Origin of the sequence: Microbacterium sp. BR1 (assembly GCF_002812725.1) — a bacterium.
Classification (GTDB): domain Bacteria; phylum Actinomycetota; class Actinomycetes; order Actinomycetales; family Microbacteriaceae; genus Microbacterium.
This window is the reverse complement of sequence record NZ_NMUN01000009.1, coordinates 206,608-229,939: the sequence shown is the minus strand read 5'-3', so window position 1 is coordinate 229,939 and position 23,332 is coordinate 206,608. Positions and strand designations below refer to the sequence as shown.

The 23,332-nt window shown below is 64.3% G+C and carries 24 protein-coding genes and 1 pseudogene; 11 read left to right on the top strand and 14 right to left on the bottom strand.

Annotated elements, in window-relative coordinates; all coding sequences use genetic code 11:
- The first annotated feature begins 400 nt into the window (after positions 1–400).
- The 3 genes from CGU35_RS15270 to CGU35_RS15260 all read left to right on the top strand — a co-directional run bounded on the left by CGU35_RS15270 (position 401) and on the right by CGU35_RS15260 (position 4,918).
- Entirely contained in the window at positions 401–1,141 is a 741-nt protein-coding gene (locus tag CGU35_RS15270) for a GNAT family N-acetyltransferase (RefSeq protein WP_036298075.1), read from the top strand.
- A gap of 167 nt (positions 1,142–1,308) precedes the next feature.
- The gene (locus CGU35_RS15265) at positions 1,309–2,484 is read left to right on the top strand and encodes an AAA family ATPase (protein WP_036298077.1); all 1,176 of its coding nucleotides are present in this window, start codon (positions 1,309–1,311) and stop codon (positions 2,482–2,484) included.
- Between the two features lies 1 nt (position 2,485).
- A complete protein-coding gene (locus tag CGU35_RS15260; protein ID WP_081766254.1) occupies positions 2,486–4,918 on the top strand; it encodes a S8 family serine peptidase in 2,433 nt (810 codons plus the stop codon).
- Between the two features lie 956 nt (positions 4,919–5,874).
- Here the strand turns inward: CGU35_RS15260 and CGU35_RS15255 are convergent.
- The 3 genes from CGU35_RS15255 to CGU35_RS15250 all read right to left on the bottom strand — a co-directional run bounded on the left by CGU35_RS15255 (position 5,875) and on the right by CGU35_RS15250 (position 7,690).
- Positions 5,875–7,023: a tyrosine-type recombinase/integrase gene (locus CGU35_RS15255; RefSeq protein WP_158497526.1), complete on the bottom strand. Its 1,149-nt coding sequence runs from the start codon at positions 7,021–7,023 to the stop codon at positions 5,875–5,877.
- Entirely contained in the window at positions 7,010–7,243 is a 234-nt protein-coding gene (locus tag CGU35_RS18435) for a helix-turn-helix transcriptional regulator (protein ID WP_051513295.1), read from the bottom strand. Before CGU35_RS18435 ends, CGU35_RS15255 begins: the two co-directional genes overlap by 14 nt.
- A 156-nt stretch (positions 7,244–7,399) precedes the next feature.
- Complete coding sequence (locus CGU35_RS15250) at positions 7,400–7,690, bottom strand: hypothetical protein (protein ID WP_232711341.1); 291 nt, start codon at positions 7,688–7,690, stop codon at positions 7,400–7,402.
- Positions 7,691–7,816: 126 nt separating this feature from the next.
- Between CGU35_RS15250 and CGU35_RS18275 the strand changes: the two genes are divergently transcribed.
- Positions 7,817–7,945 carry a ParA family protein gene (locus tag CGU35_RS18275; RefSeq protein WP_198517666.1) on the top strand — a complete coding sequence of 43 codons (129 nt, stop codon included), beginning with the start codon at positions 7,817–7,819 and terminating at the stop codon, positions 7,943–7,945.
- Positions 7,946–8,082: 137 nt separating this feature from the next.
- Here the strand turns inward: CGU35_RS18275 and panB are convergent, their stop codons facing one another.
- The 8 genes from panB to CGU35_RS15210 form a co-directional block, all read right to left on the bottom strand.
- Positions 8,083–8,988 carry a 3-methyl-2-oxobutanoate hydroxymethyltransferase gene (gene panB / locus CGU35_RS15245; RefSeq protein ID WP_100812329.1) on the bottom strand — a complete coding sequence of 302 codons (906 nt, stop codon included), beginning with the start codon at positions 8,986–8,988 and terminating at the stop codon, positions 8,083–8,085.
- Positions 8,985–9,368, bottom strand: a complete 384-nt coding sequence (panD, locus tag CGU35_RS15240) for an aspartate 1-decarboxylase (RefSeq protein ID WP_306342095.1) — start codon at positions 9,366–9,368, stop codon at positions 8,985–8,987. Before panD ends, panB begins: the two co-directional genes overlap by 4 nt.
- Before the next feature lie 11 nt (positions 9,369–9,379).
- Positions 9,380–10,231, bottom strand: a complete 852-nt coding sequence (gene panC / locus CGU35_RS15235) for a pantoate--beta-alanine ligase (RefSeq protein ID WP_036297741.1) — start codon at positions 10,229–10,231, stop codon at positions 9,380–9,382.
- Positions 10,228–10,956, bottom strand: coding sequence for a DUF2520 domain-containing protein (locus tag CGU35_RS15230; protein WP_232711340.1), 729 nt, complete (start codon positions 10,954–10,956; stop codon positions 10,228–10,230). The genes panC and CGU35_RS15230 overlap by 4 nt, the downstream gene beginning before the upstream one ends.
- Before the next feature lie 109 nt (positions 10,957–11,065).
- A complete protein-coding gene (coaA, locus tag CGU35_RS15225; protein WP_051513293.1) occupies positions 11,066–12,016 on the bottom strand; it encodes a type I pantothenate kinase in 951 nt (316 codons plus the stop codon).
- A 40-nt stretch (positions 12,017–12,056) separates the two neighbouring features.
- Positions 12,057–13,301 carry a bifunctional phosphopantothenoylcysteine decarboxylase/phosphopantothenate--cysteine ligase CoaBC gene (coaBC, locus tag CGU35_RS15220; RefSeq protein WP_036297740.1) on the bottom strand — a complete coding sequence of 415 codons (1,245 nt, stop codon included), beginning with the start codon at positions 13,299–13,301 and terminating at the stop codon, positions 12,057–12,059.
- A 110-nt stretch (positions 13,302–13,411) separates the two neighbouring features.
- Positions 13,412–13,630 (bottom strand): hypothetical protein, encoded by a 219-nt coding sequence (locus tag CGU35_RS15215; RefSeq protein ID WP_146048055.1) that lies wholly within the window; start codon positions 13,628–13,630, stop codon positions 13,412–13,414.
- Positions 13,623–14,213, bottom strand: coding sequence for a hypothetical protein (locus CGU35_RS15210; protein WP_232711339.1), 591 nt, complete (start codon positions 14,211–14,213; stop codon positions 13,623–13,625). The genes CGU35_RS15215 and CGU35_RS15210 overlap by 8 nt, the downstream gene beginning before the upstream one ends.
- A gap of 117 nt (positions 14,214–14,330) precedes the next feature.
- On the opposite strand from CGU35_RS15210, the pseudogene CGU35_RS15205 reads away from it, so the two are divergent.
- The 6 genes and pseudogenes from CGU35_RS15205 to CGU35_RS15180 form a co-directional block, all read left to right on the top strand.
- Positions 14,331–14,987: pseudogene (locus CGU35_RS15205) on the top strand (ParA family protein); the annotation flags it as partial.
- 2 nt (positions 14,988–14,989) lie between these two features.
- Positions 14,990–15,367, top strand: a complete 378-nt coding sequence (locus tag CGU35_RS18430) for a hypothetical protein (RefSeq protein WP_198519614.1) — start codon at positions 14,990–14,992, stop codon at positions 15,365–15,367.
- Positions 15,368–15,429: 62 nt separating this feature from the next.
- Positions 15,430–16,671, top strand: coding sequence for an IS256 family transposase (locus CGU35_RS15195; RefSeq protein ID WP_100809640.1), 1,242 nt, complete (start codon positions 15,430–15,432; stop codon positions 16,669–16,671).
- 335 nt (positions 16,672–17,006) lie between these two features.
- The gene (locus CGU35_RS15190) at positions 17,007–17,843 is read left to right on the top strand and encodes a hypothetical protein (protein WP_157811204.1); all 837 of its coding nucleotides are present in this window, start codon (positions 17,007–17,009) and stop codon (positions 17,841–17,843) included.
- Positions 17,840–18,127 (top strand): hypothetical protein, encoded by a 288-nt coding sequence (locus tag CGU35_RS15185; RefSeq protein WP_036297733.1) that lies wholly within the window; start codon positions 17,840–17,842, stop codon positions 18,125–18,127. Before CGU35_RS15190 ends, CGU35_RS15185 begins: the two co-directional genes overlap by 4 nt.
- A gap of 236 nt (positions 18,128–18,363) precedes the next feature.
- Entirely contained in the window at positions 18,364–18,684 is a 321-nt protein-coding gene (locus CGU35_RS15180) for a hypothetical protein (protein WP_036297731.1), read from the top strand.
- Here CGU35_RS15180 and CGU35_RS15175 read toward each other — a convergent pair.
- The 3 genes from CGU35_RS15175 to CGU35_RS15160 form a co-directional block, all read right to left on the bottom strand.
- Complete coding sequence (locus CGU35_RS15175) at positions 18,681–19,235, bottom strand: recombinase family protein (RefSeq protein WP_100813238.1); 555 nt, start codon at positions 19,233–19,235, stop codon at positions 18,681–18,683. The two genes, CGU35_RS15180 and CGU35_RS15175, sit on opposite strands and share 4 nt — an antisense overlap.
- Before the next feature lie 17 nt (positions 19,236–19,252).
- On the bottom strand, positions 19,253–20,266 hold the full coding sequence (locus CGU35_RS15170; RefSeq protein ID WP_036297729.1) for a zeta toxin family protein: 1,014 nt from the start codon (positions 20,264–20,266) through the stop codon (positions 19,253–19,255).
- A 371-nt stretch (positions 20,267–20,637) separates the two neighbouring features.
- On the bottom strand, positions 20,638–21,816 hold the full coding sequence (locus CGU35_RS15160) for a DNA adenine methylase (protein WP_157811203.1): 1,179 nt from the start codon (positions 21,814–21,816) through the stop codon (positions 20,638–20,640).
- A 91-nt stretch (positions 21,817–21,907) separates the two neighbouring features.
- Between CGU35_RS15160 and CGU35_RS15155 the strand changes: the two genes are divergently transcribed.
- Entirely contained in the window at positions 21,908–23,197 is a 1,290-nt protein-coding gene (locus CGU35_RS15155) for a metallophosphoesterase family protein (RefSeq protein ID WP_036297723.1), read from the top strand.
- The last annotated feature ends 135 nt before the right edge of the window (positions 23,198–23,332 follow it).

The window sequence follows — 23,332 nt, the reverse complement described above, 5'->3', positions numbered from 1 at the left end:
CCCGTGACCTCACGATTTTCAGTTAGGCGCGTCGACTCCACGTGTCTCAGTTGGTACTCGTTGGTCGCGCGATTCCGCGGGTCGAGTGCTCATTGGTGCTCGTTGATCGTCGTCGATTCCATGGAGCTCCCGGCACTTTCCCGGCACGTAAGGGCATCAGGTGTGGATGTCGGAGCCCCTGCTCAGCAGCACGTGCTGGACTACGACGATAGTCCGTGCCTTTGCGGCCGCCCATTTGCTGATGGAGTCGGTGACGCGTTCGCACCATATCTCATGCTCCATCTGTGCGAGCGCGGCAATGATCGTGAACCCATCGACCCATCGACCCATCGGCCCTGTGGGGCGGATCCGACCTCGGAGCAACCGCCTACCGTCGGACCGGAGTCGATACTGTCTCCCCATGACCACACCGCGTCCCCGCATACGATTCGCCACCCCCGCCGACCGTGAAGCGCTCAGGTTGCTGGAGCACGAGTACTTTCCGGCAAAGTCTGGAGTGCGCCACGCGGGCTACTTATACGACGACGAGAATCTCGCCGCTATTGCCCTCACAGAACGGCTCGCCGCGCCGATGCGCGCCTTCACCTTCGTCGCCGAAGTAGAAGGGGAAATAGTCGGATTTGCAGTCGGGGTGCCCTCCATGATGACGTCGGGCGATACGGACGCGCAGACCATGAACCTCCAGTACCTCGCTGTCCAGCCGGAGCACCGGGGGCAGGGTATTGGCGCAGCGCTGGTAAAGAAGATCATTACGCGATCGCAAAAGGTTGTGCAGAATCTCATTCATGCGCACATCCCAGTAGACCAGGTGGGTTTCTACGAGGGGTTGGGGTGGAAGGTCGAGCCAATGGGTCACGGGCTCGCGTGGCTCCCCGATGGAGACCATCTCCGCGCGGATGCCGGCGATCCTGCCTTCGGCTTCCCGCTGATGGCGAGCAAGGTGCTTAGGTCGCGCGGTGTCCTACAGTCTTTCCCCTACCCGGTCGTCACTGGAAAGCCGACCCTCGACGCGTCGATGGAAGCAGCCCGGCTCGTCGACGCAGGCAAGCTCGACCCGTCAAAATTTGATGAATTCACCCGCGACTTCGTCACGATGGGTCGTGCCGAAGCGCGATCTCTCGCCGCGAAAACTACGCCATAAAGCATTGCGTTTCACAACCGTAGGGATAGGAGACATTTGCCAGGATCCCGTCGCGGTGGCGGGCCGACGCGATGCACTCGAGTGAACACCGTCGCGTGTCCCATCTCGAGGCCCGAGTGCCCCATCGGGGCGAGTGAATGTCGCACCCAGCGTCTAGTGTTGTCCACATGGAGAACTTCGATGTCATTCAGGCGCTCGCCCGCACTGCTCTCGCTGGCAACCCGGAGGCTATCGAGCACCAGGTAACCCGCCTTGCCGAGAGGCTCGCCGAATCAGGAGATGACAGCAACGCCCGCAAGCTTCGGTCGCTGATTACGCGAGCTCGCAACCGCCAGGCGGTTGAGCCCATCAATTTGCAGCCCTCCGATGTCGCAACGGCTGCTCCGACGGCTCAACGACTAGGGCCGAAGACGGCGCTCCCCGTAGATCGTGAGTCTGGAGCGCCGCTGTGTGAAGTCGTGACGCCGGACCGTCGCCGCGCGCTACCGGTCCTCCCCGTGCAGGCGCAGGCAGCGTACGACTCGCTGGTGCGCGAATGGCAGCACGAAGCTGAACTTGCGCAGGTGGGGCTCCCCATCAGCCGCACCCTGCTGATCTATGGGCCTCCCGGGACAGGTAAGACCACGCTGGCGCTCGCAATCTCCGTGCGTCTCGGTCGTCCAGCAGTGATCGCGCGTCTCGATGGGCTTATCTCTTCGCTGCTTGGCAACACCGCCAGGAACCTCGGGGCTCTCTTCGATTTCTGTAACCGCTACGACTGCGTGCTGATCCTCGATGAGTTCGATGCTGTCGCGAAGATCCGCGACGATGCGAACGAGGTAGGAGAGATCAAGCGTGTAGTGAACGCGTTGCTGCAGAACCTCGATAAGCGGACTGAGTTCGGCTTGACGATTGCTGTCACCAACCACGAGAAACTCCTCGACTCAGCAGTGTGGCGTCGGTTCGAGCATCAAATTCACCTCGGCATGCCGACGTACGAGGGTCGGGTTGAGATCGGCCATCTTCTTCTCGACCGGTTGGAAGAAGTGGATCCGCTCGCCAAGGCCGTCGCCAGTGTGACCTCTGGTCGATCAGGCGCTGATGTCAGAACGCTGGCAATGGCATTCCTGAAATCCACAGTGCTTGCGACTCGGGATGCTCGGTCACCTGTAACCGTGCTTCGCGAAGCAGCGCAGGCCACGGGTATACAGGGCGCGGATGGGCTCGACTCGACTGACCAGCAGCTCGCGAAGCATCTCAACGAGCCGCCAGCATCTTTGAGCCAGAGCGAGCTTGGAGTGATTTTTGGCAGGGATAGAAAAACGATCAGCCGCTGGCTGAACCCGAGCGAAGTGAAGGTGTGAAATGGCTGGCGGCCCTGTTCAGATTGTGATGAACCCCGATTGGTTTCGTGGGGATCGCGACGGTCGTCGCGGTGGCGGTGCGGCGAAAGACTTCTTCCGAGGTGACGACCGCGGATTTGCTGAGCACAGAACAGCCATCGTCGGTGCGCTGCGTTCCATCCTGAGAAACAACCTCGCAAGCGACCGAGTCAACGTTGCAGTTCGGATGCGACCGGATGCGTTGGCGAAGTCCCACCGGCCGTTCGGCACACTATTCAGATCATCGCGCGCGTCCCATGTGGGCACCGGGGACTACGGGGAGCTCGTCTTCGCGATAACGCCGACGAAGCTCGAAGAGGTCATTGATCTGGTCGCTGACGCCGAGGTCGAAGAACGGTGGCGGCCGGACGCTTCCGGCGCACTGGTGTACAGTCCGTCGCCGCCACGCACAGAAGTGAGTGCGATCCAGGACGTGCGGGAGTGGGCACCTGCGGAAGAACGTGGATACACACTTGACGAAGCCGATGCTTGGTTGACGATCGATGGCGCCGCGAAGGCGCAGGTTGAGCTATTTGATCTTCCCGAGCGCGAGCCCCTTCGCTCGGCAACGCTTGCCGAGGTTGGAGCGTTGACTGCTCGGTTACGCGAACTGCAGACCACCTTCACTATCGCGCCGCCTCCTGCAATCGAGGCAAGCGTGAGACGTGCGCTTGAAGCGTCGCCGCCCGGCCCGTCTGACGTCGCTCACCACCCACCGGCGACTGTCCCATTCCGGGAGGGGCTGGCGGAGTTCGAGGCGAGCTCGTCGGTAAAGCGCGTGAGGCTTGAGGACCGAGTTCCGCCCTCTACTGAAGCGCCGGCTGCAAGCACGGGCGAGGAATCGGCCGCACGTACGCCGGATCCTGCAAGCGTGCGACCAGTAGTCGGAGTCATCGACGGTGGAATCGGTGGACCGTTCATCAACTCAGCGTGGGTCGCCGGACGGGCAGACTTTCTTGCGCCAGGAGACCGTGACGTCAGTCGAGTGAATCACGGAACGACCATCGCCTCACTGATCGCGTTGGGAAGCGCCTTCAACTCTGGGATCTTGGATCCCGATGAGGACTGCCGCGTCTACGATCTCGATCTGCTCCCTGCGGGCAGCGCCTACGACAACTACTACGCATCTCTCGAGGACTTTCTTGATGAGGTTCGTGCAAGCGTCGCGCGCGCGAAGCAAGAAGCAGGTGTCCGGGTTTTCAATTTGTCGTACAACCTTCGGAGGGCACCGGGTGGAGCCCCCTACAGTTTGGCTGCCCAAGGACTCGACAGAATCGCGCTCGATCTGGACGTGCTCTTCGTGATCTCGGCTGGGAACCTGACCGAGACCGAGCAGCGGGAAGAATGGCCTCCCAACAGCACCGAGGTCAACGCGATGCTCGCCCGCCATTCCGGCCCGGACGGGCTCCTCGCGCCAGCTGAAAGTCTGGTCAATGTCAGTGTCGGCGCGACCAATCCACCCGGACTCGCGCAGGGCGTTGAAGGCGTACCTGCGAGATACACACGTCGCAGCGATCAGACCCCGTCAGCGCTCAAGCCCGATTTCGCTGCGTATGGAGGCGGGGGACCCGAAGGTCCCGCACGAGCGACCGGCCTGACCGCGATTAGCTCCTTTGGCACCATCCGCGACGTTGCGGGGACCAGTTACGCAGCACCGCTGGTGGCCCGATACCTCGCAACCTTGGATGCGGCTATCTCCGGCGATGTGTCGCGCGATCTCCTCATCGCGCTCGCAACCCATAGCGCCAGACTCCCCGCAACCCTCCTCGCGAAAGAAGTGGCGGTCGTCGCGCCCTCGTTCGTTGGTCGCGGCCATCTTCCCACAGTCGCCGAGACTCTCGAGGGTGAGCCGCACCGGATGACTATCGTCCTCAGTGACACCATTCAGCCTGGACGGAACGTGAAGTTTCCGTTCCGCTGGCCAGACTCACTCTCCGACACCAACGGCAAGTGTCGTGGCCTTCTCAAGCTCACACTGGTGACCGAGCCCATCATCAACTATGCCCACGGTGTCGAAATGGTCCGTGTAAATCTCGACGGCGCCGTGAAGCAGTCTGACGAGAACGGTGTCTTCGAAAGCCGCGCACAACCGACGCACGAGTTCTTCTCTGGCTATCGATATGCGAACGAACGCACGTTGGCGAGCGTGCTTGGCAAGTGGTACCCGGTAAAGTCCTACACGGCACGCATGCCAAACGGACGAGGCAAATCGACCGACTGGCGCCTCGATCTCGAATACCTCACGAGAGCAGCCGAATCCTTTCCAGCCGAAGGTGTTCGATTCGCTGCCGTCCTTACAATCGAGGACCTACGGGGTGCAGCACCCGTGTACGACGAGATGCGTGCCTCCCTCTCCGAGATTGGTGTCACCCTGAGCGACCTGCGCACAGCTGTAAACGTGGGAGTTCGCGCTTGAGTCCTGTCATGAAGGACCTGATCGTGCGCCGCGGCTCCGCATGTGCTCACCGGCCGCATGCAGGTTGCTCGCCTATGTCAGTCATCTGACATAATTTGGATTAGCGGAAGTTGATACGATCCGCTTGCAACCTGCGCCCCGAGGGACCCGCATCGAGTGTGTGGCGCCAGTGGCAACAGCTTCTTAAGAGCGAATCGCGGCGATGCTCAACGGGCCGCCGGTGATGCAATTGCGGGTGTGAGTGGGCGATGGGAATCGTGCAGTCACTGCCAATCGGCCACTTCGCACGCGATTGCAGTTCGTCGCAGTTGGCGCTCATTTGTGTTCGTTCGTCAACGCCCCGGACGATGCGATCAAGCGGCGCAGGGGCATCAGCTCATTTGTGCCGGGAGGTGACGGGCACTTTGCCGGCACAGATGGCGCAGTGGACGCCCGTATGGAAGTAGCAGTTGCCAGTGGGCGGCCATTTGCACTACCCCGCATTCCGATAAATGGCCTCTGACCGGGCATAAAGAAACCCCCTCCTGTAGAAGCCAGAAGAGGGTTTCAGTGGCTCCGACGGGCGTCGATCCCGTGACCTCACGATTTTCAGTTAGTTGCGGGGGCTTCTTGGGTACTCGTTGATGCTAATCAGCCGCGTGATTCCGCGGTTCGAGTGCTCATTGAGCCTCGTTGATCGTCATTGTTTTGGTGGAGTTCCCAGCACATTCCCGGCACAGATCGTGCGGTGATTCCGTCCCCGCCAACCGAGTACGCCGTCGTCGATGGCCGCGCGCTGCATGCTACCGATTCTTCCATTTCGCAGGCCGCCGCGGCGAGGCCCCATCCGACCGATCGGCTCTCGCCGAGGTCAGTCGCGCGCCAATCTGCGCGCCCCACGAAGGCCACAAGGCAGGGCTGATCGGGGTGAATCTAACGCGACGCCCGCCGCCGAGTCGCCAGGGCTTCGCGGGTGATCAGAGGGATGGCCCGCTTCGAGGCGGCACTCCGAACAGGCCATCAAGTCTCTCCGCACCGCGTCTCGCTGCGTCCGACCTGGCGCGGCTGTACCGCTCGGTCATTTGCAGGGTGGAGTGCCCCATGATGGCTTGCACGTCGTTCGCAGCAGCGCCGCCATCGAACAGCAGCGTAGCGAGTGTGTGGCGAAGGTCGTGAAGACGGTAATCGTCACGGTCTAGGACCGCTCTGATCGCGTCCCACTTGATGGCCCTGCGGACGTTGGACCCGTTGATCCGGCCACCTTTTGGGCCGGTGAACACGAGCGAGGAGCGCGATTTGCCGGTCATTGCGTCATCAAGGTGCGGGACGAGCACTGACGGAATCGGGACGTCTCTCTCCTTGTGGCTCTTCGGCGTGTATTCCTTGATCCGACCATCGAGATCGGCGCTGAAGCTGCGGTGCACGTGGATTGATCGCGCATCGAGATCGACGTCGCCAACCTGGAGGGCGGCGGCTTCGTTGGCGCGCATGCCGGTGTAGATGAGGCCGGCGAGATAGTTGCGATAGGGGCCTGCCGGAATCGCGTTCAGCACCACGCCGACCTCCTCCGGTGTGAGTGCACGCGATCGGAGGTTGAGCTGTGGGTCCGCGACTGGTCGCCGTGCGAGGCGTGCTTGATTCATCGGGATCAGTTTGGCGCGTACTGCGCCGTCGAGGAGACGGCTGAGGACAGCAAGCGCGTCGATCTTGGTCGACGCCCCGCCGGTCCACTCGGTGAGCGCTTGTTCGACATCGCCTGCCGTGATCGTCTCGAGTCTGCGGTGCCCGAGCCATGGTTGGACCCGCAGCCGCCAGCCGCGCTCGTATGCGCGCGTTGTAGCGGGGCGGACACTGTCACGGATCGTCGGCCAGTATCTCTCATACCAGTCGCCGAGTCTCATTGACCCCTCGGGGAACTGCCGTGCCGCACCGTCTGCGCGAAGTGCTTTCGCCTCCTTGAGTGAATCGACGAGTGTGGCGCGCTCCTTCCACTCGCCATTGCGGCCGACACCCCAGATACGCACTTGGTACTTGCCCCCGCGGTCGGCACGGTATCGAATCCCTTCAGGAAGTGTCCGAAGAGTCTTGGGGTCGATTCGGCTTGCAGGCCCGTCACCGGAGGTCACGGGTGCCTCCGGACTCGAGGAAGTCGTCGAGTGTCGCGCGCTTCCAGAGCATGTGTTTGCCCATTTCCGCATCAGGGTGGGGGATTTGGTTTCTGCGGCGTAGCGAGTCGAACGTCGACATCGGCACTCGGCAGTACTCTGCCGCTTCGCGCCGATCGAGGTATGCGGAGCGGGGCGTTCGCACGTCCACGTCGGCGAACGGTGATGCATCCAGCGTCATTGCAGCCTCCTTTGGTCCTCGGTGGAACGCGAGACGGTTTTCCACGACGAGTGGTGCGATCGTCCTGCGAATGCAGGCCCGGTGAAGGCCGCGCAAAGCCCCAGCGCAATCCAGCGGAAGACACGCGAAACACCCACGTCTGGTTGAGGCTTTACATCAGCCACCGGCGGGTCGGCCGACGTTGGACGTCATGCCGATCAGCCAGCCCGCGGCGCGTGCTTTCTGGATCCAGTCTGAGGCGGTGCGCTCCGGGACGTCGAGCTGAAGTGCGATGGTGGTGATGACGTAGCGGCCGCGTTCGGCGAGGTAGTGCGGTTCGAGTGTGGTCTCCACGCCCGCCGTGTCGTCGACGGCTGTTGCGATAGGACCGGGCGCAATGCGCAGTGCGGACCCGACCGGCTGCGTCGCGCGCTGCGCGGACATTGTCTTGCCGTCGAGTGTCTTCACGTCGACCTTCACCCCCTTAGTTCGCCTTACCGCACATGCATTCCGCAGATTGCTTCTGACTGACTATACGACTTAGGAGTGTACTATTGTCAAGGCCCTAACAAGTTCCGCAACAACGAGATGGTCGTGCGAGCGATCGCTGTGGCAAACCAGAAGGACGGCGTCGGCAAGACGACCGTCACGATGCAGTTGGGTGCGGCGCTCTCGCGTCGGACAACTCGGCGATCCCGCAGCCTCGAAGTTGCCCAGGTGTAGAGCCTTGGTCATCGGCGTACGCGCCCCGTGCTCGAGTACTCGCCCCCGCGGCGCCAGCCGCGGCCGGGGGAACCAGCTCAGCTCAAGGCTCTCTGCCAGGCCACGTATGTGGGGCGCGATGCTCCGCATCCCTCGGGCTAGTCGGGATGAATGTGGCTCCGGTCGGTCAGCAGTCGATCCAATCGGGTGGCCTCCGACGCGGTGAGGTTGTACCCGTGCTCGGGCTGCGGGTATGCGAGGCTGCGCACGTCGTCAGCGTATGCGGTCACCGCGGCGATCATCGGGCCGCGCAGTTCGGCGTAGCGCTTTACGAAGCGGGCTGCGTGGCCGTCATAGATGCCAAGAATGTCATGGAAGACGAGCACTTGCCCGTCCGTGTTCGGCCCTGCGCCAATCCCGATGACGGGTATGTCGAGACGTGGCGTGATCGCGTTCGTTACCGCAGTGGGGATCGCTTCGAACACGATTGCGAAGCACCCCGCGTCCTGGAGTTCTCGGGCACTGTCGTGGATGGCGAGGCCTTCCTCGGCGGTGCGCCCCTGCGATCGGTACCCGTCGATCGTGGCGGCGGTCTGGGGGGTGAGTCCGACGTGGCCCATGACGGGGATGCCCGCTCCGATGATGGCGCGGGCGCGGTCGACGGAGGATCCTCCGCGTTCGATCTTGACGGCGTCGCACCCGGTCGATTTGATGAACCGTTGCGCGGTCGCGATGGCCTGCTCGTCGGAACCCTCGTAGGAACCGAAGGGGAGGTCGGCGACCAGGAGTGGGGTCGAGAGGCCACGGCGCACCGCGGCGGTGAGCATGAGCATCTCTTCGACCGTTACCGGCACCGTGCTGTCGTATCCGAGTACGGTCATCGCGGCCGAGTCGCCGACGAGCACGACGTCGGCCCCGGCGGCTTCGGCGATCTGTGCGCTCGGGTAGTCGTAGGCGGTGACCATCACGATCGGCTCACCGGCGGTCTTCTGCGCCGCGAGGCTGGCGATAGTCCGCCGTGCGCGGGCGTTCGACGAACTCACGGGGACCGACTGAGCGCTCATGAGCGCACGGCCGGCGTTCGCAGGACGGCGACCGCGTCGTCGACGTCGATGATGCCGTTGCGGTGATCGACGTGCACCACGATCGGGTCGTGCGAGTCGACCTCGTCCTCGTCGTAGTCGGCGTAGGTCAGTACGATCACGAGGTCGCCGTGGTGGACGAGGCGCGCTGCCGCGCCGTTGATCTGGATCTCACCGCTCCCGGGCGTGCCGGGGAGCGCGTAGGTCTCGAAGCGGGCGCCGTTGTCGATGTCGAGCACCTGCACCTGCTCGTGGACGCGGATGTCGGCCGCATCGAGGAGAAGGGGGTCGATCGTGATCGAACCGACGTAGTTGAGATCGCTGTCCGTGATGGTCGCACGGTGGATCTTCGATTTCAGCATCGTGCGTCGCATTAGCGGGTCGCCTCCAGGATTCGGTTGTCGATCAGGCGTGCTCGTCCGACCTGCGCAGCGACCGCGAGCAGCGCCGAGTCGCCGACGCTGTCGAGGATGCGGAGATCGTCGGGTGAGCGCAGTTCGAGGTATTCCGGGTCGATGTCCGCGGCAGCCAGGACGGAGCGCGCTGCCTGGAGCACCGTATCCGCTCGCGTTTCTCCTTGAGCGACGAGTCTGGCCGCGGCATCCAACGCCCGATTAAGTGCTGTGGCGCGCTCACGCGCGGCGGGATCGAGATAGACGTTGCGTGAGCTCATCGCGAGGCCGTCGCGCTCGCGCACGATCGGGCAGGCCACGATGCGCACGGGAATGTTGAGGTCCCGGACCACCCGGCGGATCACGAGCACCTGCTGCGCGTCCTTCTGCCCGAAGTAGGCCGAGTCGGGTGCGACGATGTGCAGCAGCTTGGTTACGACGGTGGCGACGCCGTCGAAGTGCTCTGGCCCCCGAGCCGCCCCGCATAGCACCTCGGTGATCCCGGAGACGTGCACGGTCGTCGCATATCCGCCCGGGTAGATCTGGTCTGCTGGGGGAGCGAACAGGATGTCGGCGCCTGCCCCGTCGGCGAGTTCCGCGTCGCGGGCTTCATCGCGCGGGTACGCGCCGAGGTCTTCGTTCGCGGCGAATTGGGTCGGGTTGACGAAGAGCGACACGACGACGAGATCAGTCTCGGCGCGAGCCTGACGCACGAGCGACAGATGGCCTTCGTGGAGGGCTCCCATGGTGGGAACCAGTCCAACGTTGCTCCCGCCGTCGCGAGCGTTGCGGAGCGCGTCGCGCACCTCGGCGATGTCGCGGATGATTCTCATGCGGTGGCCCTGCCCTTCTTAGCGAGCCCCCGCGTGCTTTCGCACAAGACGTCGAACAGCGGGAGCACCTCGGGAGATCGTCCGGCGATCGCGTCGCGCTGCCGGGTTACCGTGCGTTCGTCGCCCCGCGACACCGGACCGGTGAGCGCCGCCTCCGGGCCCCGCACTGCCCAGTTTTCGATCGTGCGGCGCACCAATGGGGCGAGGAGCGCACGCGCCTCCGCCGGGGTGAGCCCTGCGCCCGCGGCGACATTTTCGGCCGCAGCCAGGAGGGTGACGGTGAAGTTCGACGCGATCGACGCGGCGGCGTGATACGCGGCCCGCTGGTCGTCGGCGACCGGGAACGCGTGGGCGCCGAGCAGGTCCGCCAGCTGCTGGGCGACCGCGAGGGCATCGACGGACTTCCCGGCGATGGCGCAGCCGATCCCGCGGAACGCGTCAGGTCCTTCGTCGCCGACGAAGGTTTGCAGCGGGTGCCACCCGAAGTCCACGTCAAGCTCGGCAAGGGGGTTCGCTCCAGACACGGAGCCGATGAGAGCCGCCGAGCCGTGAAGCATGTCGGCCGCGCCAGCGATCTCTCCATCGGTCACGCACAGCAGGACGACGTCCGCCGAAGGGACGGTCTCGCCCCTCATCATCGGCCCGTGCACGACCGCTCCCGCAGCACGGAGTGCGCGCGCGAGCGGACGCCCGAGTCGCCCACCGCCGACGACGGTGACAGTCATGGGGGCGGTGCGTGGGTGTGAGGGAAGGGGGATCATGTGTGGATGGCCGAGCGACACAGCTGACCTGTGCTCAGTATCGATGGTTTATGCACCAAGTGCAAAAGCAGGGTCACAGCTTCCTGAGCAGTACTCTCTCCACCGCGTGGTCTGACCCCTTGCGGAGGATGAGTCGTGCCCGCTGTCTCGTCGGCAGTACATTCGCCTGGAGGTTCGGCAGGTTGATGCCGTTCCAAAACCCCTTCGCGGTCTGAATCGCCGCTTCGTCGGTGAGGTCGGCGTACACGGTGAAGTAAGAGTCCGGGTTGCTGAAGGCGCCCTGTCTGAGGGTCATGAATCGGTCGATGTACCAACGGCCGATGTCGTCGGTGTCGGCATCCACGTAGATCGAGAAGTCGAAGAGTTCGCTGATCGATACGCCGTCGGTGTCCCGGGGAGGTTGCAGCACGTTCAGGCCTTCGACGATGACGACATCCGGCCTGCTCACCGTCACCCGTGCGCCATCCACGATGTCGTAGTGAAGGTGGGAGTAGACCGGGGCCTCGACTTCGGGTGCACCGCTCTTGACCTGTCGGAGGAACTGAACGAGCGCGCGGCGGTCATAGGACTCGGGGAATCCCTTCCGCCTCATGAGCCCCCGGCGCGCGAGCTCGGCATTCGGGTAGAGGAAGCCGTCTGTAGTGACGAGTTCGACGCGTGGCGTGTCGGCCCAGCGACTGAGCAGATCCCGCAGCAGCCTGGCGATGGTGGACTTGCCGACCGCCACTGAACCGGCGACGCCGATCACGAACGGAGTGGCGGTGGGAGGTTCCCCCACGAAGGCGCTCGTCCGGGAGTCCAGAGCTCTGGTGGACCGTGCGTAAAGGCTGAGTAGCTTGCTGAGCGGGAGGTAGACGTCGCGCACCTCGTCGATGTCGAGGTGGTCGCCGAGTCCGCGCAGTTGCGAGATCTCCCGCTCGGTCAGGGGCTGCTCCATCCCCGGTGCCAGATCTGCCCACTGGGATCGTTCGATCTTGCGGTACAGCGTCCGTGCGGGCGCGGCAGGATCGACGGAGCTGATCATGGCACCATGGTCTCGAGCGGACCGGTGCTCGGGTTTCAACTCACTCGCGGTCGAGCAGCTCGACCACGCGGTCGAGGATGGCGTCGGCCACGACGCGCTTGCTGCCGGAGACCTCGGCCACGACCGCCCCGGATGCTGCGAAGATGAGTGCCTCGTTGTCATCCGTGCCGAACCCCTTGTCATGCCCGACGGGGTTGGCCACCAGGAGGTCGGCGGGTTTGCGGGAGAGCTTCTCGCGGGCGAGCGTCACGAGCTCGTCGCGATCCGCCGCCGTTTCGGCCGCGAATCCGACCACGACCCGCCCCGGCACCGGATGCGAGACCAGCTCGCCGAGTACGTCCTTTGTGCGGACGAGCGCCAGCTCGAGCGTCTCCCCGTGCGCGTTCTTCTTGATTTTGCGGTCAGAGACCTGCGCTGGGGTGAAGTCGGCGACGGCTGCGGCCATGACCACGACCGATGCGGTGCCCGCCGCGGTGCCGACCTCGCGGGCCAGATCAGCGGCGGTGTGCACGTCGACTGTGTGGAGACCGGAGTTCTTGAGAGCTGCGGCGGGTTCCGCATCCATGTGCGCGGCAATGACTGTCACCTCGGCCCCACGCGCGGCTGCGGCGAGGGCGATCGCGACGCCTTGTTTGCCGCTCGAGCGATTCGCGAGGTACCGCACCGGATCGATCGGCTCGCGGGTGCCGCCCGCGGTCACGAGGACCCGTCGCCCGGTGAGATCGTCGGATGCCGCGCGCGTCACGACAGTCGATGCGGCAGCGATTGTCGCGGACACGATGGCGTCGGGCTCGCTCATTCGCCCCGGCCCGATGTCGTTGCCGGTGAGTCGTCCCGAGTTCGGTCCGACCAGAATCACCCCGCGAGCTCGTAGAGTGGCGATGTTCGCGGCGGTCGCCGGGTGTGTCCACATCTCGGTGTGCATTGCTGGGGCCACCACCAAGGGTGCGTTGCTGGCCAGCACCGTCGTTCCCAGAAGGTTGTCGGCAATGCCGGCGGCGAGCTTTGCGAGGGTGTTGGCCGTCGCCGGAGCGATCACGATGACGTGCGCTTGTTGCCCCAGACTGACGTGACGCACCGCGGCCACATCGTCGAAGATCGACGTGGAGAGCGGGTTCCGGCTGATCGCCTCCCACGTCGGCGCGCCGACAAACCGCAACGCGGACTCGGTCGCGATCACCCGTACGGAATGCCCGGCCAAGACGAGGTCCCGCACCACCTGCACGGTCTTGTAAGCGGCGATGCCACCTGTCACACCTACGACGATGTTTAATGATTGGCTCATGGTTCCTCTATGGCAAGGGTGGACACGCGTCGTCTCATGCGCATCGGTCTGCGATCAATCGCAGACTACTCGACCGCCGAATGCCACAAGCGCGCAGCCCGACGACTGAGCTACACCGTGGGTAGATGTTCGGGATGGGTCGGCAGATGCTCCACGAAGCGTTCCAGTTCGGAGATCAGATACAACGGCTTGGTGCCAGAGAAATGGGGAGCGACGTTGCCGAGGCGCACGTGATGGCGTAGTCGCGAGGGACTCAGCCCGAGGATCGCGGCGGCCGTCGCGTCGTCGACTGCGACGAGGGTCGTGGGGAGTGTGAGGGAATCAACCACCGGCAGGTCGGCCGACATTGGACGTCATGCCGACCAGCCAGCCCGCGGCGCGTGCTTTCTGGATCCAGTCTGAGGCGGTGCGCTCCGGGACATCGAGCTCAAGCGCGATGAGCTTGACGGGCGGCAGATCTGCGAGTGCGGCGATGCCGTACAGGATCTCAATGACCTGCCAGCGCTCGTCCTTCATCCCACGCTTGACGACCGCCTGGGCCATCCACAGCGGGACGATCCGCCGATCGGTGGTCGTGAGGTCCGCGACCGTCGTCCACTTCGCCTGCGCACTGTCATCGAGCAGCAATGCGACACAGTGCGGGATGGCCGCGCGCAGGATCGCCTGTGGGGCGGTGTGCTTCAACCGGTCTTCGCTGAAGTCGGTGGCGATTGCACGGTTGGTGATGGTGGTGATGACGTAGCGGCCTCGTTCGGCGAGGTAGTGCGCCTCGAGTGTCGTCTCTACGCCGGCCGTGTCATCGACAGTGGTTGCGACAAACCCTGGCGCGATACGCAGTGCGGACCCGACCGGCTCTGTCGCGCGCTGCGCGGACATGCTCTTGCCGTCGAGTGTCTTCACGTCGACCTTCACCCCCTTAGTTTGCCGTACCGCACATGCATTCCGCAGATTGCTCTTGACTGACTATACGACTTAGGAGTGTACTGCTGTCAAGACCGTAACGAGTTCCGCAAATAGGAGGTCGCCGTGCGAGTGATCGCTGTTGCAAACCAGAAGGGCGGCGTCGGCAAGACGACTGTCACGATGCAGTTGGGCGCGGCGCTGTCGCGTCGACATCGAGTGTTGGTGGTGGACGTTGACCGGCAGCAGTCGACGGTGTGGTGGTCGGAGAACATCAGGGATCGGTTGCCGTTTGACTTCGCCGGCAACCAGAACCCGAAGGTGCTCACCCGGATGCGTGAGTTGCACGCGGAGTATGACTTCCTCCTGGTCGACACCCCCGGCAGCCTCGAAGACACTCCGGTGTTGGAGACCGTGCTGGACGCGGCCGACTACGCGATCGTGTCGCTGACGCCGGAAGCCCTCGCGGTTGAGCCCACGATGCGGACCATCGCGCGCCTGATCGAGCCGCGCCAGATGCGCCATGCGGTGCTGCTGAACCGTATCGACCCCCGCATCCCTGCGCAGCTGAAGGCGTGGCGAGACCTGCTCGACACGACGTGGGGGATTCCGCGCCTGGACGCCTACCTACGTCAATACAAGACACAGGCTGACGCGCCCGTGCTCGGGCACCTGGTGACCACGGTCCGCGACAACCGCCACACGGCGGGCGCCATCGCCGACATCACGCGGGTCGGGCTCGAGGTGTCCGAACAAGTCGCCCTCACGGGCATCGGGCGGTGGTGACCATGGGCAAGATCGAACTCGGCCAACGCCTGAGTGACGTGCGCGCCCGGATGCAGACAGAGCTGCCGGTCGAGGAACGCGGACTGGCGAAGTTTGCGCGACTGGTGCGTAAGGACGCGCGCCTGCGGGCCGACCAGGATGCCGCACTCTCCACTCTCACCAAAACGGTGATGCGGCGCCGACGCGTCAAAACGGAACGCATCACAGAGAACACGCTGATCCGCGTCGCGATCGATCTACTCCTGGCTCACGCGGACACATTGCGCGGGTCTACGGAAGACGAGCTCCGCCGCTCCGTGATCACCGCACTTCCGAACTCCCGCAGGTGGCGTCCGGCAAGGTGGTGTACGGATCGGGTGACCGTGTCGCTGCGGACGTAGCGACGGTCACCGCGTGATCCTTCGAGAGAACTCTTCACATCCATCTCGAAAGGACCCCGACGATGACCGTCTCACCCCACGATATCGACCCTGCCCGCTTCCTCGAAGACCACCTCGCGCAGGCGTCTCCCGATCTGCTGCGGGAGATGCTCGGCACGTTCATCAACCAGCTGCTATCCGCGGACGCGGACCAGATCTGCGGCGCCGCTTACGGCACGATCAGCGACGACAGGGTGAACCGTCGCAACGGTTACCGCCACCGCGACTTCGACACCCGCGCCGGGACCATCGACGTGAAGATCCCCAAGCTCCGGCAGGGCACCTACTTCCCGGAGTGGCTGCTGGAACGCCGCCGCCGCGCGGAGGCCGCACTGACCACCGTGGTCGCGACCAGCTACCTCCTCGGCGTGTCCACCCGTCGGATGGATGACCTGGTGAAGACCCTCGGGATCACCGGGCTGTCGAAGTCGCAGGTGTCGGAGATGGCGCGCGACCTTGACGAGCAGGTGACCGCGTTCCGCACCCGGCCGTTGGACGCCGGCCCGTACTCGTTCGTCGCCGCCGACGCGCTCACCATGAAGGTCCGCGAGGGCGGCCGGGTCGTGAAGGTCGCGGTGCTGGTCGCGACCGGCGTGAACGCCGACGGCTACCGCGAGATCCTCGGTCTGCAAGTCAACTCGACCGAAGACGGCGCCGGCTGGCTGACGTTCTGGCGCGACCTCGTCGCGAGAGGCCTGACCGGCGTGAAGCTCGTCACGTCCGACGCACACGCAGGTCTGGTCGCAGCGATCGGCGCGACCGTCGGCGGGTCCTGGCAGAGGTGCAGAACCCACTACGCGGCGAACCTGATGAGCGTGACCCCAAAGTCCTCGTGGCCATGGGTGAAGACCCTGCTGGGCACGGTTTTCGACCAGCCCGACGCGGAGTCCGTGCACGCCCAGTTCGACCGCGTCCTGGACGCGCTCGAGCACAAGCTCCCCAGGTCGTTCGAGCACCTCGAGGCCGCACGTGAGGAGATCCTCGCGTTCACCGCGTTCCCGAAGAGCATCTGGCGGCAGATCTGGTCCAACAATCCGAACGAACGCCTCAACCGGGAGATCCGCCGCCGCACCGACGTCGTGGGCATCTTCCCGAACCGCGACGCGATCATCCGGCTCGTCGGCGCCGTCCTCGCCGAGCAACACGACGAGTGGGCCGAGCAACGCCGCTACCTCGGCCTCGACGCCCTCGCCGCCGCACGCCGCGTCGGCGAACCCACCACAGAGGAGGTGATCGAACCCGACCTTCGGGCCCTCACAGCCTGACCTCGACACGAGGGATCACACGATCACCGATACACCACGTCCCAGGACTTGACCCTCCCGCACTCCGGCAGTCCCGGACTCCGGCAGTGCCCATGTCCGGGACTCGCAAACCTCCGCGGTGACCGACCACGGAGCATCCCGACAGCCAAGGTCTGCCACATCCGAACGCCCCGCCTTCGATAGCTCCCTGGGTCAGCATGATCATGATTCCCGCGCACACGAGACGTGGATGCCCGTCACCTCCGGTCAGCCCGGCACGGTTGCGCGGTGAGGCCATGTCGGACGACTACTGGAACGACGAAGAACCGATCTCCCCGGACGCCGAGGACCTTCGGTTGCAGATCGCCCAGGCCCGCCGGCGGCTGTATGACCGGGAGAAGGAACGCCGCGACGCCCGCCGCGCGTGGTCCCGTGAGTACTACGCGCAGCACCGCGAGGAGTACCTCGAGTATCAGCGGCAACACCGGGCCGCGATACGGCAGAAGGATCCAGAGGCGTACCGCCAGGCAAAGCGGCAACGCGACCAACGGTGGCGCGACAAGCACAAAGACGAGGTCAACGCGAAGCTGCGCGAGAAATACCGGACGGATCCCGAAAAGCACCGGCAGCGACGCCGTGAGCACTACGCCGCCAATGCCGAGGAACAACGGGCGCGGCGCCGCGAGTACTACGCAAGGAACAAGGAAAGGCAGCTCGCGACCCAGCGGGCATGGCGGGACCGGGAGAAACGGCGCCGCGACGCCGGCCTGCCCCCGCGCCGGCTCCACCGGGTGTCCCGAGACGACCGGATAGCTCACAGGGCGGATGCGGACGCGTTCTTCACCCGCGAATGGACCACGGCGGAGCTATCCGAGGCGCTCCGGTCGGTCGCGACCCCACCCGAGCTTGTGGCGGCGTTCAAACGCGACAGTCTTCGAGCCCGCGCCGCCTATCACCTCGCCGAGCAGAAGGAAGAGCTCGCCCGACTGCACAAGGAACTGGACCGCGCCCGGCCCGGCCCCAAGCCGACCCGCACCCTCCAAGCCGTGGAAGAAGCGCGACTGGACGCAATCGGACGTGAAGTCAACGAACGGCTCCGGCATCGCGAACCCGCCCGGCACCCGCACCACCTGGACCCCGCCGCACCGCACCCCATGCTGCAACCGAATCATCCGATGGGAATGAACCGATGACCCTCACCCCGCACATGAATGAAACAACCCTGGTCGATCAACGCGACACGGAAGTGACCCTGTTCCGCGTCGCGATCTCCGCCTTCCTGTACTACCCCGGCAAGCTCAGCGACGAGCCGGGGTACACGATCGACGAGGACCTCGCCTGGTGCATTGCACCGCTCCGATCCCTCCCCGCACGCCAACTCGCCCACACGACGGACACGATCCGAGCCCTCATCATCGACCCGAGTGCCGACCGCCGTGAGTTCATCGCAACCCTCGCAACGCTCGCCGGGGACTAACAGGGAAGGGGCGATGGGAGCGCCGTGCCGTCGAACGATTCGGCGCGGCCCGCGAGCCCTTCCCGGCGGCCGATCGTAGCTCGCTCCGGCCTGCTCCGTTCCGGCCCTGCGGCATATCCTCCCTCGCTGACGCTCAGTCCGGTAATCCTCGGGCCCGGCACTGCGCGCCCCTCCGCTCGCTCTTAAAGCCACTTGCCGGACAGGCGCTACGAATAGTCAAGAAGCGAGGAACGGCCATGAACACGACAACACCGGGCAACCCCGACTCCATCGTCGCCAGGGATCACCTGGAAGACGTCGTCGACCGCCTTGCCGACGTCGTCGACGGGCTCCTCAAGGGCCACGAAGAAGTCAGCTGCATGCTCGAGTTCGACCAGGCCGAAGCCCTCGCTGAGGTCCTCTACGCCGGCCACCACGCCGACGCCGCCGCTCGGCTCATGCATCGTTGGGTGCTCACCGAACCCGACTGGAACGACGACCCTGAGCAGGCAGCGACCGCCCGAAGCTGGCTCGCGATTTCGGTCGCACCCAGCGAGCTCGATGACCTCGACGGCTAGGGCTGAGATTTAGTTGTGCGCGGGATCGGGGCGAGCGCACGCTGCACCGCGTTCGCACTCACCCCGAGCACGCGCGCGATATGCGTGATCGGCCGGTCGAGATTCCGCAACTCCACCGCCATCGCGATCCGCTCCGGCGTCATCACGGTCGGACGCCCCGGCCGCCGCCCCTCCTCTGCAGCCGTCGCCATCCCCGCGCGCGTCTGCAAGCTCGCCAACCGCCGCCGCAACACCTCCAACGCCAACAGCACTTCGCCCGGATCCACCGACGCACCTACCCCTGCGCACAGCGCCGGCTCGCTCAACGACCGAAACCCCACGCCCCGTCTCCTCAAGCCCGCCACCGTCGCAACGAAGTGCGGAACTGCGGATGACAGGTGCGCCGCGCTCGTCACTACCAGAGTGTCCCCGGGATCGAGGCTGTGAAGACACTCCTCCAAGCCTGGACGGGTGCGAGATTCCGCGGGGCCGTCGTCCGTGAAGATCTGCTCTGCGCCCGCGCGGGTCAGCTCGTCGGTATCCGGGGTGGTGCCGGGCAGTAGCTCACGCATGTAACCGATGGCACGTGTCACCGAGACGGGCCCCCACGCTCGGGACCGCCGGGCACGATCACTGGCGCCGCGGCGTCCGTCTGCTGTGCAGGCTGCATCGAGCGCCGCAGCGCCACTAGGTTCGCCACCGTCTTCTGCTCCATCGCCGTAGCGAACTTCCCGTCTGCGGGAATCCGCAACTCCGGAATCACCTCCCGCAGCGACGTCTCATGTAGGTCCACCAGCAACTCCGTCACCCCTCGCGGTAGATCACGACGCGACCGGGCGAACTGCGTCACATGATGCAGCTCACTCAGCCATTGCGTCGCCGCGAATCGACTCATCGGCGCCGACTGCGCAGCTGCGAGAGCAATGCTTGCGCCTCGGAACGGATCATCCCGATCTGAGCCGCGCGCGTCGAAGACCATATCGCCGTCGCGATCGAGGATCGTCAGGCGATTCACCAACGCTCCATCCTCGACAGCTGCGACAAGTGTTCGTGTCGCGTCGAATCCGCGGTCGTGTGCCTCGCGGCTCGTATATCGCGCCGGACTATCGGCCTGTACTTCCCGCAGGTAGCGTGACACCACGGTCAAGAGGCTCTCCGCGCGACGCGAGGCGACAACCACCAAGCGGGTCTCAAAACCCGCCGCGGCGAAGCGATCGGCTATCGCAGTGGCAACGGCGGAATCATGGAATGTACCCTCAAGCAGCAGCGAACGATGGTTCTCTCGTGCGTAGCGAATACAGTCGCGCACCCAGCCCGCCGACGCCCGGGCAAGGACTCGTGCGCCATCGGCCGAACGCGCAGTAGAGAGCTCGCGGAAGGCTGGATGGAATGCGGGTAGCTCATCGCCGCTAACGGCCGCGAGGGCACCGCCATGCTCAGCGAGGAGGGGCGCAATCGCGCGAGACCGGCCTGCCCCTGGCTGGCCGCTGAGGAGAACGAAAGCCCTGGCCCCGCCTATGGTGTCTTGCGGGAACAACAGCGGGAGTATGTCACGCCGCAGGATTTCGCGGTGCTGGTCCTCGGTGATGTCCCCGTCGGTCATCTGGATGCTCCCGAGAGTTCCCTGACTCGAGCATCGATCTGTGCCGCGAGGGCGTTCACCCGTGCGCGATCGTACCCGTCGATTGTCAGGAGATCGCGGCGGAGCTGTGTGAGTTCCAGTCGCGCGCCGTCTGGCGCTGACACATCGGAAGACGCGGCATAGGTTAGGAGCGCAGTGAGCGTTGACGCCGACTCTCGCAAGAGTTCGTACGCCACGACATCGTTCGCCCGCCACGACGAGATCTCAGTCACCATTGCCTCCGCGCCTATGCTAAGCCCGGCGCGGTAAAGGGTAGGACGGGAGTTTCGGAATGTTCCCGCAGAGTAGAAGTTGCGCGAACCCGCGTGCGTAACCGACTCGGCACCGACTCTTCAGAGGCAGATGACAAGTTGCTCCGTCGCGGCCTTGCTACGTGATCCAGACGAGCCCCCGAGAGTGGAGTGATTGGTAGAGATGGATTCGACCGTGACGGACTCGAAGTAGTCGCGAGCCAGGACGTGGAGATCGCGACCCGCCTGGTTCAGAAGCCCATTCTTGGGGTAGCTGAGAACAATGGGTTTGCTTGAGGCAGCCGAGATTCTGAGTAATTCGCGGATGCTCGTCTCTACTTCGGTCTTCCGTGAAAACCCAGACACAAACGTGTCTGCTCGGACCCGTCCTGATCCGCGCGAAGTCGGAAAATCATACTTGTAGAGGGTTTCGTACAGGTGATAAAACCGACCATATTGATCGCGCGTGTACGGCGGGTCTGCGTAGATGACTGACGCATCGGTGGCTCCGCCGGATCTGAGAAGGGTGAGCGCGTCAACCGTCGTTACTCGCGTCGTCGCTCGCCAACTGGCGAGGCTGTGAGGTTGATTGACGGTGCCGACCTGCCAGAACTTTTCGGTAACGCTCTTGCTCCAGGCTCGCACGACTCGGCCATAGCCGCCGGAAGGGGTTGGTTTAAGAAATTGCGCGGAATGTCCTGGGGAGTTCAAGACGGCCGATATCGACGTTAGCCATTGCGACATGAGGGCGTCGCGCACAGACTGATCCGGGTAGGAATCGATCGCAAAGCGGAGCGCATCGACTTCAATCGCCTGATGCAGACTCAGGTATCCCGCGGAAAAATAGAGCGAAGCCAACTTGTATCTAGCGACGCCAGCGCAGGTTGATGCGTCGACGGCGGCCCGGCGAGCGGTGGCTGAGGTACCCACGTGTTTCGCGCGTCGAACATAGCTTTGCAGCTTGGCGACGTCGCCGTTCAACGCAGCCGTCTCGATCTCGAGTTGAGCAGAGAACTCTTGGGTCAGTCGATCTCGGGACTCTTGCATCGTTGCATCGAAGACTCCGCGATCGAGGGCAGGGGGGGAACTCGTCGGTCCGAAGCGTGCTCGGAGCATTGCACCGACGAACTCGGAAGCATCATTCAGGTAGACGGGGCGCTTTCCAACGAACTCATCTGCCACACTCCCCATCCCAGCAAAGAGATCAAGGATCGGCCCGTCCTCACTGATGCTCTCCACGGCTTCTCGCACGGCGCCGGAAATATGGCGCTTGGTGCCCATATAGCGGATCATCGATGCGATTCCGATTCTGCGACACACTCCCGAGCGGCGCCTTGTCAGCCTTGTGCTCTCAGCACTATACGATGAGCCCGTGCCGGAGAACGACGGCGGGCCGGAAGGCTTGACAGTCCCTGGGGATAGCGAGCCGCTCATCTCGATACTTGTCGTGTCCGACCTTCACGCGAGCAGTAGCGCCCCCGGCGACAAGGCTGGATCGTGGATCACGACAACTACGACGCGGGATGAACGCAATCACCCGATCGTTGGCTTGCGACATGTGCTTGAACGCGAAAAGTTGTTCCCTACGTTGCTTCTCTGCGCTGGTGATATCACCGACAAGGCCGACTCAGCCGCGCTCGTCGACGCGTGGCGAGACGTCAATGACCTTGCCGGGAGTCGTGGGTCGACGCTGATCGCGACAGCAGGAAATCACGACGTGGATTCCCGCGGTGGCACCGAGATAGATCCTCGAGGAGTCTTGTTCGATCTCGCGCCGCTCTTCCCTCACGACGCCGATGCGTCACGAGCGGACTATTGGTCCAGAAATTACTGCATCATTGACGCGGCAGCCCCTGCCGATGACGGGCCGATCCCGTGGCGTGTGGTCGCCGTCAACTCAAGCGCATTCCACGGTCTCAGCTCCAAGCAGGGGGAAGAGCTGGACCACGGACGGGTTTCGAAGCGAACGACCAACAGGCTGGAGAGCGATCTGCAGGGTCGCGCGCCAGCACAGATTCAAATCCTTCTCTTGCACCACCACGTCGAACAGCTGCCTGACGTCGACACTGACGAGCATGGCCAAGTTCGAGAGGCGGAGCACCTTCTGGCCATGTTGGAACGAACGGGGCCATGGCTGGTGGTACACGGACACAAACACCGCCCATATTTTCAGTACGCCCGCGGCGGAGCCGGCAGCGCGGCTGTGTTCTCGGCCGCGAGTATGGCTGCTTTCGCCTGGGGCCAGACATCCTCCATCGCTAGCAATCAGGTCCATCTGATCACGCTGTGGGATCCCTCCGATCAGGGCGTCCCAACGCTGGGTCTGGCTGCACAGTTCCGTTCGTGGTCATGGCGGCCAAGTATCGGGTGGGCAGAAGCGGAGGGCGCGGCAGGCTGGCCCGGGCGAGGTGGATTCGGATGGCGGATCGATCCCGCCGCTCTCGCCAGGATGATCAAAGCAGCCGGACTCGGACCTGGATTGGCGCTTACGGCTGCGGACCTGAAGATGCGGCACCCAGAGCTCCCATTCCTCGCCCCCAGCGACATCGAGAACCTTGCGCGTCAGCTGGATAATCTCGGGATCGCCGTCGCTCGGGACTCAAGTGGCGAGATAGTGGAACTGAGGGCCAAGATCCCTGATGTGAGCGGAGTGATCGCGTGAGCGTGCGAGGGTTTTTGTTGGCGCAGACCGATCACTCACGTCATTTAAAATGCGCGAAACGTTACTCGGCGCAGCAAGGTTCGCCGCTTTTTCGTTTTTCGTTGCCAACCCGAGTTCATTTTTCTTTTTTAACGC